The organism is Sphingomonas sp. PP-CE-3G-477 (assembly GCF_003050745.1).
GTDB lineage: Bacteria > Pseudomonadota > Alphaproteobacteria > Sphingomonadales > Sphingomonadaceae > Sphingomonas.
Genome location: NZ_QAOF01000003.1, coordinates 192,735 through 203,984, shown reverse-complemented (window position 1 = coordinate 203,984; position 11,250 = coordinate 192,735). Strand labels below are relative to the sequence as shown.

The window sequence follows — 11,250 nt, the reverse complement described above, 5'->3', positions numbered from 1 at the left end:
TCACGCGGCGATCCCCACATAGCCTTCGCTCTCGAGCTGCTTGGCGAGGTCCTTACCGCCCGAGCGGACGATCTTGCCGTCCGCCAGCACGTGGACGAAGTCCGGCTCCACGTAATCCAGCAACCGCTGGTAGTGCGTGATCAGCAGCACCGCCTTGTCGGGCGCGCGCATGATGCGGTTGATGCCGTCGCCGACGACGCGCAGCGCATCGATGTCGAGCCCTGAATCGGTCTCGTCGAGGATCGCGAACTTCGGGTTGACGATGCCCATCTGGACCATCTCGTTGCGCTTCTTCTCGCCGCCCGAAAAGCCGACGTTCACCGGCCGCTTGAGCATGTCGTAATCCATGCCGAGCAGATCCGCCTGCCCGCGCGCGAGCTTGAGGAACTCGCCCCCCGACAGCGGCTTCTCGTCGCGCGTCGCGCGTTGCGCGTTGAGCGCCTCGCGGAGGAACTGGACGTTCGACACGCCGGGGATCTCAACCGGATACTGGAAGCCGAGGAACACGCCCGCCGCAGCGCGCTCATGCGCCTCCAGCTCGAGCAGGTCGACACCGTCAAACGTCACCGACCCGGCGGTGACCTCATAGCCGGGCCGTCCGCCGAGCACATAGCCCAGCGTTGACTTGCCCGCCCCGTTCGGCCCCATGATCGCGTGCACCTCGCCCGCGTTCACGGTCAGCGACAGGCCCTTGAGGATTTCCTTGCCGTCGATTTCGGCGTGGAGGTTTTCAATTTTCAGCATCGAATGTAGCCCAATTCCAAATCTCTAAAATGCGCGGCGCAGACTGCCCCAACCCCATCCCGTCATTCCTGCGAAGACGGGAATGACTGGAGCAAAGAATCACCCCACGGAGCCTTCCAGCGAAATCCCCAGCAGCTTCTGCGCTTCCACCGCGAACTCCATCGGCAGCTGCTGCAGCACCTCCCGCGCAAAGCCATTCACGATCAGCGCCACCGCCGCCTCCTGGTCCAGCCCGCGCGACATCGCGTAGAACAGCTGGTCCTCGGAGATTTTCGACGTCGTCGCCTCATGCTCGATCTGCGCGGAGGGATTGCGGACCTCGATGTACGGCACGGTATGCGCGCCGCACTGGTCGCCGAGCAGCAGGCTGTCGCACTGCGTGAAGTTCCGTACACCCTCCGCAGTCGGCGCGACACGCACCAGCCCACGATACGTGTTGTCCGAACGCCCCGCCGAAATCCCCTTCGACACGATCGTCGAGCGCGTATTCTTGCCGAGGTGGATCATCTTCGTGCCGGTATCGGCCTGCTGGCGATTGTTCGTCACCGCGACCGAATAGAACTCGCCGACCGAACCATCGCCGAGCAGCACGCACGACGGGTATTTCCACGTGATCGCACTGCCGGTCTCGACCTGGGTCCAGCTGACCTTCGAGTTCTTGCCCTGGCACAGCGCACGCTTGGTGACGAAATTGTAGATCCCGCCGACGCCGTTCTCGTCGCCCGGATACCAGTTCTGCACGGTCGAATACTTGATCTCGGCATCGTCGAGCACGACCAGTTCGACCACGGCGGCATGAAGCTGGTTCTCGTCGCGCATCGGCGCGGTGCAGCCTTCGAGATACGAGACGTAACTGCCCTTGTCCGCCACGATCAGCGTGCGTTCGAACTGCCCGGTATTCTCGGCGTTGATCCGGAAGTACGTCGACAGCTCCATCGGGCAGCGCACGCCCTCCGGAATGTAGACGAACGTGCCGTCCGAGAAGACCGCCGAGTTCAGCGTCGCAAAATAGTTATCACGCTGCGGCACGACCTTGCCGAGCCACTTCCGGACGAGCTCGGGATATTCCTTGATCGCCTCGGAGATCGAGCGGAAGATCACGCCCGCGGCCTCCAGCTCCTTGCGGAACGTGGTCGCGACCGAGACGCTGTCGAACACCGCATCCACCGCGACGCGACGCTTGGGCGTGCCGTCCTCGTTCAGCGGATCCTCGACCACGCCGGCCAGCATCTTCTGCTCGCCGATCGGGATGCCGAGCTTCTCGTAGACGCGCAGGATCTCCGGATCGACCTCGTCGAGCGACCCGAGCTTCGGCTTCGCCTTGGGCTCCGCGTAATAATACGCGTCCTGGTAATCGATCGGCGGCACGTTGAGCTTCGACCAGTCGGGCGCCTCCATCGTCTGCCACAACGCGAACGCCTTCAGCCGCCAGTCGAGCATCCACTGCGGCTCGCCCTTCTTGGCGGAAATGAAGCGCACCGTGTCTTCCGACAGACCTTTCGGCGCGAATTCCTGTTCGATGTCCGAGGAGAAGCCCCACTCGTACGTCTTGTTCGCGGCGGCGTATGCCTCTGCGTTCCGGGTAGCCATCATTCCATCTCCGCCGCGGCGCGGCTCTCTGAAAACTCAACGATCTCTGCGTCTCTGCGCGAACAGGATTCTTTGCGCGCAGAGGCGCAGAGAGCGCGGAGGAAGGGGTAAGGCGCTGCGCGCGTCATGCGGGCACCTGTGAAAGAGGGGGGTGTAAAACCGGGGTTTGCGAAAGGCTGGCGAGCGACACGCCGGCGAGCGCACCGCGGACCGCGCCGTTGACGGCGTTCCAGTGCGGCTTCACCTTGCACGTCTGCTCGACGCAGCAATCCTGCGACGCGCCATCGACGCACGAGGTCAACGCGATCGGTCCTTCGACCGCCTCGATGATGTCGGCGAGCGAGATCATCGCCGGTGGTCGTGACAAGCGGAAGCCGCCGCCGGTGCCACGCGTGCTCTCGATCAACCCGGCCGCGGACAGCCGGCTCACCAGCTTCTGCACGGTCGGCAGCGGCACGCCGGTCTCCTCGGCGAGCAGCGTCGCGTTCAGCCGCGCGACACCGCCACAATGACGCGCCGCGGCGCTCATCATTACGACCGCATAGTCGGCTAGGCTGGAAAGACGCATGGTGGCTTCGAAAGTCCAATCGGACCGATATGATCCGATTGGTCAAATGGGCTTTGTACAGTGCATCGTCAACCCGGCCAGGGGTGCTAACGACTCGCAACTGATCACCCTCGCTCGCTGCTCTTCCTTCCCCCCACGGCCCCTCCCCCGTCACCCCAGCGAAAGCTGGGGTCCTGGTTTGGGTCGGGCGCCTCGAACGTGGATACCCCAGCTTTCGCTGGGGTGACGGAGGCTGGGGTGACAGAGAATGTGGGGTGACGGAAGAAGGGTTTGGCCGCCCCGGCCGATATGCCTAAGAGCGCGCATGGCCTTCTACCACCCGATCCTGTTCCGTCTCGACGCCGAGCGCGCGCATACCCTCACCATCGCCGCGCTCGGCGCATGGGGGAAGGCCGGCACGCCGCTCGCCCCCAGCGTGCCGCGGCTCGCAACGACCGTGGCGGGGATCGCCTTCCCCAACCCGGTCGGCTTGGCGGCGGGGGTCGACAAGGACGGCCGTGCGATCGACAGCTTCTTCGGGTTGGGCTTCGGCAGCGTTGAGATCGGCACGCTCACGCCGGTGCCGCAACCCGGCAACCCGAAGCCGCGCATCTTCCGCCTTCCCGAAGACCGCGCGGTGATCAACCGTTTGGGCTTCAACAACGGCGGCCTAGACGCGGCCCTGTCCCGAGTATGTTCACCCGCGAAGGCGGGTGCCCAGGCTGGGTCCCCGCCTTCGCGGGGAAACAAAGTTTTGGGCATCAACGTCGGCGCCAATAAAGACGCGTCGGATCGCACCGCCGACTACGTTCACGGCGTTACCAGAGCAGCACCCCACGCAGACTACATCACGATCAACATCAGCTCCCCCAACACCCCCGGCCTCCGCGATCTCCAACACGGCGCAGCCCTGCGCGACCTCCTCGCCGCGTGCACCACCGCCAAGGGTACCACGCCGATCTTCCTCAAGGTCGCCCCCGACCTCGAACCCGCCGACATAGACGACATCGCCCGCGCCGCGCTCGACAACCGCATCGACGCGCTGATCGTCAACAACACGACGATCTCCCGCCCCGGCCTGCGCTCGGCCAACGCCAAGGAAACCGGCGGCCTGTCCGGCGCGCCGCTCGCCCCCCTAGCCCGCCAACGCCTGTCAGACTTCCGCAAGGCGACCGGCGCAGCGATCCCGCTGATCTCGGTCGGCGGCGTGGACAGCGGCGCCGAAGCCTATGCCCGCCTCCGCGCCGGCGCGAGCCTCGTCCAACTCTACACCGCGCTCGTCTACGAAGGCCCCGGCCTCCCCGCCCGTATCCTGCGCGAACTTGACGCGCTGTTGAAGCGCGACGGTTTCACCACGGTCGGCGACGCGGTGGGCGTGGACGCCTAACAATCCTCCCCCGCCAGGGGGAGGTGGCTGGCACTCGCCAGACGGAGGGGGCGGCAAGAGTAACCGCTGTTCCGTGTCCTCCCCCTCCGTCGCCTTCAGCGCCACCTCTCCCTAGCGGGGGAGGATCGCGAGATCGACTGGCGAGACGGGTTGCCTCGTACCCGAACCGCGCTAGGCTCGCGCTCGATGAAGACCTCTCTCCTAGCGCTCGCCCTCCTCGTCCCCACCGCCGCAGAGGCGCGCCAATCCGCGCCTGCCCCGATCAAAGACCAGGGCATGGTCAGCGCCGCCGACCCGCGCGCAGCCGCAGCCGGCGTCGAGATCCTCCGCGCCGGCGGCAGCGCCACCGACGCCGCCATCGCCACCATGCTCGCGCTCAACGTCGTCGAGCCACAAAGCTCCGGCATCGGCGGCGGTAGCTTCTGGATCTCCCACGCGGCCGGCGGCGCCCTCAGCACGATCGATGCGCGCGAAGAGGCCCCCGCCGCCGCCGACGCACGCTGGTTCTACGCCTCCGACGGCACCCCGCTCAGCCACAGCGACGCAGTACCCGGCGGCCGCAGCGTCGGCATTCCCGGCGCACTCCGCGGCATGGCGCTCGCGCATCGCGCCTCGGGCAAGCTCCCCTGGGCGCAACTGTTCGCCCCCGCGATCCGCCTCGCGACGAACGGCTTCCAGGCCTCCCCCCGCCTCGTCAACGGCATGACCGCCTATGGCGACCACATCACCCCAGAGACGCGCAAGCTCTTCTCCGCCCCCGACGGCTCGCCGGTCGCGATCGGCGCAGTCATCAAGAACCCGCAGCAGGCCGCCCTCCTCCAGCGCATAGCCACCCAGGGCCCCGACAGCTTCTACGTCGGCCCGCAGGCGCAGAAGATCGTCACCGCGGTGAACACCGCCGCACGCAATCCGTCGAAGATGACGCTTGGCGATCTCGCCAGCTACGACGCCAAGTCGCGCCCGCCGGTCTGCGTCAAATACCGCGTCTATCGCGTCTGCGGGATGGGCCCGCCCTCGTCCGGCGGCATCACCGTGCTGATGATCCTGAAGCAGCTCGAACGCTTCGACATGGCCAAGCTCGGCAAGGATAGCGCGCAAGCCTGGCACCTGTTCGCCGAATCGTCGCGCCTCGCCTATGCCGACCGCGACCTCTACGTCGGCGATCCCGATTTCGTCCGCGTGCCGGTGCAGGGCATGCTCGACACCAAGTATCTCGCATCGCGCTCGGCCCTGATCTCGCCGGCGAAGACAATGGCGAACGTCACCGCCGGCTCGCCTCCCGGAGCCCCAGCACGCACCCGCGCACCGGTCAGCGAGGTCCCCGGCACGACCGACATCGCGACGGTCGACGCCCGCGGCAACGTCGTCGAGGTGACCACCACCGTCGAGGGCTATTTCGGCTCCGGCATCACCGTCGACGGTACGGTCCTCAACAACCAGCTCACCGACTTCGACATTGTCCCCGTCAAGGACGGCGCCCTCGTCGCCAACCGCGTCGAAGGCGGCAAGCGCCCGCGCAGCTCGATGTCGCCGACGATCGTCTACGGCCCCGACGGGAAGGTCCGCCTCGCGGTCGGCGCAGCCGGCGGCTCGACGATCATCGCGCAGGTGGCCAAGGCAATCATCGGCGTGGTCGACTGGAAGCTGTCGGCACAGGACTCGATCGCGTTAGGTCTGCTCTATGCTCCCGGCCACGTCGCGGCAGCGGAGAAGGGCACAGATCGCGAGGCGATGGTCCCCGCGTTGCAAGCGCTAGGCGAGACCGTGCAGGTCGCCGCACTCGGCCTGAAGGCCAACGCGATCGAACGCGTGGGCGGCAAATGGGTCGGCGCCGCGGACCCCCGTAGCGAGGGTGTTGCGATCGCAGAGGACGGTACTGTCACCAAGATCCAGCGCGTCGGCGCACTCCAGCGCGCACCGGAGTAAGCCGCCCTCCCCTCTTCTTGTTCTCCCGCGAAAGCGGGAGCCCAGTCTGGGTCCCCGCCTTCGCGGGGAAACAAGCTTGGAGCGTGACACGCCAAAGGGCTATACCACCCCAAAGATCGAGCACCCCGCCAAGGCAAGCTCGCAGAGCAGTTCAGGAGAGACAATGGCCCGCCAGCTCGAACGCTTCCCGAACCTCGTCACGATGTTCTTCGCGCGCGCCACCGAGAAAGGCGACGCCCCGTTCCTCTGGACCAAGACAAGCGGCACCTGGGTCGCCACCAGCTGGGCCGAAGCCGCGCGCCAGGTAGCCAGCCTATCCACCGCGCTGACCGCGATCGGCCTGAAACGCGGCGACCGCGTCATGCTGGTCGCCGAAAACCGCCCCGAATGGTGCCTCAGCGACCTCGCGATCATGGCGGCGGGGTGCATCACGGTGCCGACCTACGTCACCAACACCGAACGCGATCATCTCCACATCATCGAGAACGCCGGCGCCTGCGCTATCATCGTCTCGACCGCCAAGCTCGCGAAAACCCTCCTCCCCGCCGTCATCCGCTCCAACCAGGCGCAGACCGTGATCGGGTTCGAGGACATGAAGGTCCCCGCCGGGATCGACTTCCACAACTGGCACGCGCTGATCGCCGCGCACCAGACCGCTCCCGAAACCGCCGCCGCCCGCGCCGATTTCACCCGCGAAGACCTCGCCTGCATCATCTACACGAGCGGAACCGGCGGCGCGCCGCGCGGCGTGATGCAGCACCACGGCGCGATCCTCCACAATTGCGCCGGCTGCGCGTCGGTCATCTCGGAGGATTTCGGCTGGGACGACGAGGTCTTCCTGTCGTTCCTGCCCTTGAGCCACGCCTATGAACACACCGGCGGCCAGCACTTCCCGATCTCATTGGGCGGCCAGATCTACTATGCTGAGGGCCTCGAGAAGCTCGCCGCGAACATTGAAGAAACGCGCCCGACGATCATGTTCGTCGTCCCCCGCCTGTTCGAAGTCCTTCGCACGCGCATCTCGAAGACGATCGAGAAACAGGGCGGCGCGTCCGCGTACCTGCTGCGCCAGGCGCTCGACATCGGCGGCAAGCGCTACGCCGGTCGCCTGCGCCTGATCGACCGCCCGATGCAGGCCGCCGTCGCCACCCTCTTCAAGCCGAAGATCTCGAAGAAATTCGGCGGGCGCTTGAAGGCGATGATCTCGGGCGGCGCCCCGCTCAATCCCGAAGTCGGCCTGTTCTTCGAGGCGCTCGGCCTCACCTTCCTGCAAGGCTATGGCCAGACCGAAGCCGCCCCGGTCATCTCGTGCAACCGCCCCAAGGCCGGTGTCCGCATGGACTCGGTCGGCCCCGCGCTCAACGACACCGAAGTCCGCATCGCCGAGGACGGCGAGATTCTGGTCCGCGGCGAACTCGTCATGCACGGCTATTGGCGCAACGACGCCGAGACCGCGAAGGTGCTCAAGGACGGCTGGCTACACACCGGCGACATCGGCGAGATCGACGACCGCGGCCGGATTCGCATCACCGACCGCAAGAAAGACCTGATCATCAACGACAAGGGCGAGAACGTCGCCCCGCAAAAGGTCGAGGGCATGCTGACGCTCCAGCCCGAAATCGCGCAGGCGATGATCGCCGGCGACAAACGGCCGTACATGGTCGCGCTAATCGTGCCCGATCCCGAGTGGACGCAGGAATGGTGCGCGGGCAACGGCGACGCGTGCAGCTTCGCGCGTCTGGCGGAGAACAGCGAGTTCCGCACGGCGATCGGGCATGCGGTCGAGCGGGTGAACGCGGACCTGACGGTGACGGAGCGGGTGCGGCGGTTCGTACTGGCGGATGGGCCGTTCACGATCGAGAACGAGCAGCTGACCCCCAGCCTGAAGATCCGCCGCCACGTCCTGAAACAGGCTTACGGCGAACGTCTGGACGCGCTCTACAAATAACCCTCCCCTCCGGGGAGAGGGAGGGGCCCGCACGCGCTTGCGTGTGGGAGGGTGAGGGGCGTGAGGCTCGCAACACCTCCGCCAAAACCCCTCACCCTCCCGTCGCCAAGCGGCTCCTCCCTCCCTCTCCCCGTCGGGGAAAGGGACTAAGCAGTCACTTCTTCGCGGGAGTCGCAGCCGGCACCACCGCCATGGTCCAATCCTTCTCCGGCCGCAGATACTTCGCCGCCGTCGCCTGCAACTCCACCGGCGTCGTCGCCACCAAGTCCGAAGCGATCCGCTGCGTCGCCGCGATCCGCCGCGGATCGAACGTCGCCCCGCCAAGCTGCTGCAACCAGAACTGGTTCCCGGTCGAGGCGCGCAAAATATACTGCCCCATCGGCTTCTTGATCCGGTCCAGCTCGTCCGCCGCGATCGGCGTCGACACCAACTCCGCCGCGATCTGCCGCGCGATCTGGAAGAAGAACGACACCTTGTCCGGCGCGACCTGCCCGATCGCGACCATCCGGCCGCCGGTGGTCATGCCCACCGGCCACTGGCTCGACACGTTCGGGCTGTAGCTCGCGCCCGCCGCCTGCCGCAGCCGCTCGAACAGTCGATCGCTGAACACCTGCGCCAGTACGTCGAGACGCCGCGCCTCGACGATATTGTCGATCCCGCCACCGGTCGGCCACGCGATCACCGCCGCCGCCTGGTTCTCCGGGCCCGTATGCGCCCGCATTACCGGCGTCGCGTTGTGCGCGGGGAAGCCGACCGGCGCGCCGACCGTCGACACCGCCGTCCGCGGCTTCATCGCCCCGAACGACTTCGCCACCGCCGCGATCGCATCCTCGGTCTTCACGTCGCCGAAGATCGAGACCTCGATCGGTCCGGTCTTCAGGATCGGTTCCCAGAACGCGCGGAAGTCCTTCGCATTCAGCGCCTCGACGGTCGGCTTCGACGGCGTCCCCCAACGCGGATCGCCCGCGCGCAACAGCCCCTCGAGGTCACGCGACAACACGCCGTCGGGCGACGAATCATACCCCGCAAACCCCGCCAGCGCCGCCACTCGGGCACGCGCCACCGGTGCCGGATCCCACGCCGGGAACGCGAGCTTCGCCGCCATCAGCCGCAACTGATCGGCATAATCCGCCGGCGACGTGATCGCGCTGAGCGTGAACGCATCGTCGTCGATCCCGAAGTCGAGCCCGATCCGACGCCCCGCGGTCAGCTGGTCGAGATCGCCCTGGTCGAGCTTGCCGATACCACCCGCAACCAGCGCAAGATCGCCCGCCCACGCCGGCGTCGGCCGGTTCGACGGGATCGCGGTATAGCCGCCGCCGAACCGCACGCGCACATACACACGCCCGGTCTCGCCCGCGTTCGGGAACAGCAGCACGCGCGTGCCGTTGGCGAAGTTCACCTGCTCCATGTCGAACGCGGCGATCTTCTCGCGGCTCGCGACTACGCCCGGCTTGCCGAGCGACGGCAGCTTCGAGAAGTCGACCGCAGCCTGCGCGCGGCGCTTGCCCGCCAGCCCCGAAACGTCCGCCTTCAACGCGGTCGCCAGCTTCGCCGCAGCCCCCGCATCCGGCGTCTGCGTATTGACGAGGGCGCGCGTAGCCGTGCCCTCGAAGATCGCCTTGCTCGACGCGAGCAGCGTGGCGGGCGTGAACATGCCCTTCGCCTTGGCGTCCTGCAAAATCTTGTACGACGTCTCGGGCCCGGCCACGGTCTCGCGGATGTCGAGCGCGCCGACCATGTCGTCCGCCTGCTTCGACCCCGCCTCGACCCGCGCGGTCTCGACGCTGGTTCGCATGATCGTGTCGAAATCGGCGTATTCGCGGTCGACTTCGGCCTGGCTCGGCGCGTTGGTCTGCGCGTCGGCGATCACCGCGCGAACGTCCTTCAACGCCGCTTCCCAGTCGGTCCCGATCGGCACGATGTTGACGCTGGTCAGGTTCGCCGAGCGCGAGACGTCGTCGATCGACACGCCCGCCTGAAGGAAACTCCCGCCCGCACGCGCGCGCGTTTCTAGACGACGACTGATGAGCCGCGTCGCCAGCACGTCCACCAGCCGCTTTTGGTTCATGATCGCGGTGTCGTCCTTATACTCCCACGGCCGCACCACGCCGAGCGTCACCACCGCCGGAATCGCCGGCTCGGCGATCGTCGCGGAGACCGGTGCCTTCGGGTCGGGCTTGCCGAAATCCGGCGCGGGCACGACCGGGCCGATGCCCTTCCAGTCCGCGAAGTTCTTGACGATCAGCCGCCCGAACAGCGCCGGGTCCATGTCGCCCGAGATGATGACGACGGTGTTCTCCGGCCGATACCAGCGATCGTGGAACGCCTTCACCGTAGCACCAGTGGCGGCTTCCAGCGTCTTGATGTTGCCGATCGGCGAGCGATCCGCGAGCGGCTGCCCGGCAAAGAACGTCGCGCGGATCGCATCGCCGAACCGCACCTGCGGCCCCGGCTGCTCGCGCTGTTCCGCCAGCACGACCGGACGCTCGGCGGTGACGGACGCGTCGGTGATGACCGGCTTCTCCATCATCCCCGACATGATCTTCAGGCTCTCGTCGAGGCCGGATTCAGTCGCGGACGGAAGGTCGAGCTTGAACGTGGTCGAGGTCGGCGTCGTCTGCGCATTCGTATCCGAGCCAAAGGTCGCCCCGAACCGCTGCCACACGCGCTTCGCCTCGCCATCCGGCACGTATTCCGAACCGCGGAACGACAGATGCTCGATGAAATGCGCGAAGCCCCGTTCGCTGTCGGTCTCGTTCAGCGACCCCGCATCGATCCGTACGCGCACCGACACCTGGCCCGGTGGCACGCCGTTCTTGCGCACCGCAAACCTCATGCCGTTGGGCAACGTGCCGAACTTCCACTCCGGATCCCGCGTGAGATCGCTGCCCTTGTACAGCCATGCGGTCGTATCGATCCCCGGCAGCTCGGGAAGCGTCGGCGCTTCCTTCGTGGGGGTGGATACGGCCTGCTGCGTCGCCATCTGGCCGCTCGCCGGAATGGCGAGGCCGAGGATGACGGGGATGAGGACGGGAGCGCGGTACAAGCGCGAAAAGGACACCATGGTTCACCTGTAGCGGTCGCGGGCGTCGCTCGCCAGTGCCC

Annotated in this window: 7 protein-coding genes; 3 read left to right on the top strand and 4 right to left on the bottom strand. The window is 67.0% G+C overall.

All coding sequences use genetic code 11. The features are described from left to right. The 3 genes from sufC to C8J45_RS08250 form a co-directional block, all read right to left on the bottom strand. The gene (gene sufC / locus C8J45_RS08260) at positions 1-744 is read right to left on the bottom strand and encodes a Fe-S cluster assembly ATPase SufC (protein WP_056057662.1); all 744 of its coding nucleotides are present in this window, start codon (positions 742-744) and stop codon (positions 1-3) included. A gap of 99 nt (positions 745-843) precedes the next feature. After that, on the bottom strand, positions 844-2,334 hold the full coding sequence (sufB, locus tag C8J45_RS08255) for a Fe-S cluster assembly protein SufB (protein ID WP_060523826.1): 1,491 nt from the start codon (positions 2,332-2,334) through the stop codon (positions 844-846). 124 nt (positions 2,335-2,458) lie between these two features. Continuing rightward, positions 2,459-2,902 carry an SUF system Fe-S cluster assembly regulator gene (locus tag C8J45_RS08250; protein ID WP_107962781.1) on the bottom strand — a complete coding sequence of 148 codons (444 nt, stop codon included), beginning with the start codon at positions 2,900-2,902 and terminating at the stop codon, positions 2,459-2,461. A gap of 304 nt (positions 2,903-3,206) precedes the next feature. Here C8J45_RS08250 and C8J45_RS08245 point away from each other — a divergent pair, with 304 nt between their 5' ends. The 3 genes from C8J45_RS08245 to C8J45_RS08235 all read left to right on the top strand — a co-directional run bounded on the left by C8J45_RS08245 (position 3,207) and on the right by C8J45_RS08235 (position 8,142). Further along, the gene (locus C8J45_RS08245; protein ID WP_107962780.1) at positions 3,207-4,268 is read left to right on the top strand and encodes a quinone-dependent dihydroorotate dehydrogenase; all 1,062 of its coding nucleotides are present in this window, start codon (positions 3,207-3,209) and stop codon (positions 4,266-4,268) included. A 186-nt stretch (positions 4,269-4,454) separates the two neighbouring features. Next, complete coding sequence (gene ggt, locus C8J45_RS08240) at positions 4,455-6,194, top strand: gamma-glutamyltransferase (RefSeq protein ID WP_181321157.1); 1,740 nt, start codon at positions 4,455-4,457, stop codon at positions 6,192-6,194. Between the two features lie 163 nt (positions 6,195-6,357). Further along, positions 6,358-8,142 (top strand): long-chain fatty acid--CoA ligase, encoded by a 1,785-nt coding sequence (locus C8J45_RS08235; RefSeq protein WP_107962779.1) that lies wholly within the window; start codon positions 6,358-6,360, stop codon positions 8,140-8,142. 154 nt (positions 8,143-8,296) lie between these two features. Here C8J45_RS08235 and C8J45_RS08230 read toward each other — a convergent pair whose 3' ends face one another. Then, positions 8,297-11,209, bottom strand: a complete 2,913-nt coding sequence (locus C8J45_RS08230) for a pitrilysin family protein (protein WP_107962778.1) — start codon at positions 11,207-11,209, stop codon at positions 8,297-8,299. Positions 11,210-11,250: the final 41 nt, after the last annotated feature.

Coding starts and splice junctions, on each gene's coding strand:
- sufC (WP_056057662.1), bottom strand. CDS start 744: ATGCTGAAAATTGAAAACCTCCACGCCGAAATCGACGGCAAGGAAATC.
- sufB (WP_060523826.1), bottom strand. CDS start 2,334: ATGGCTACCCGGAACGCAGAGGCATACGCCGCCGCGAACAAGACGTAC.
- C8J45_RS08250 (WP_107962781.1), bottom strand. CDS start 2,902: ATGCGTCTTTCCAGCCTAGCCGACTATGCGGTCGTAATGATGAGCGCC.
- C8J45_RS08245 (WP_107962780.1), top strand. CDS start 3,207: ATGGCCTTCTACCACCCGATCCTGTTCCGTCTCGACGCCGAGCGCGCG.
- ggt (WP_181321157.1), top strand. CDS start 4,455: ATGAAGACCTCTCTCCTAGCGCTCGCCCTCCTCGTCCCCACCGCCGCA.
- C8J45_RS08235 (WP_107962779.1), top strand. CDS start 6,358: ATGGCCCGCCAGCTCGAACGCTTCCCGAACCTCGTCACGATGTTCTTC.
- C8J45_RS08230 (WP_107962778.1), bottom strand. CDS start 11,209: ATGGTGTCCTTTTCGCGCTTGTACCGCGCTCCCGTCCTCATCCCCGTC.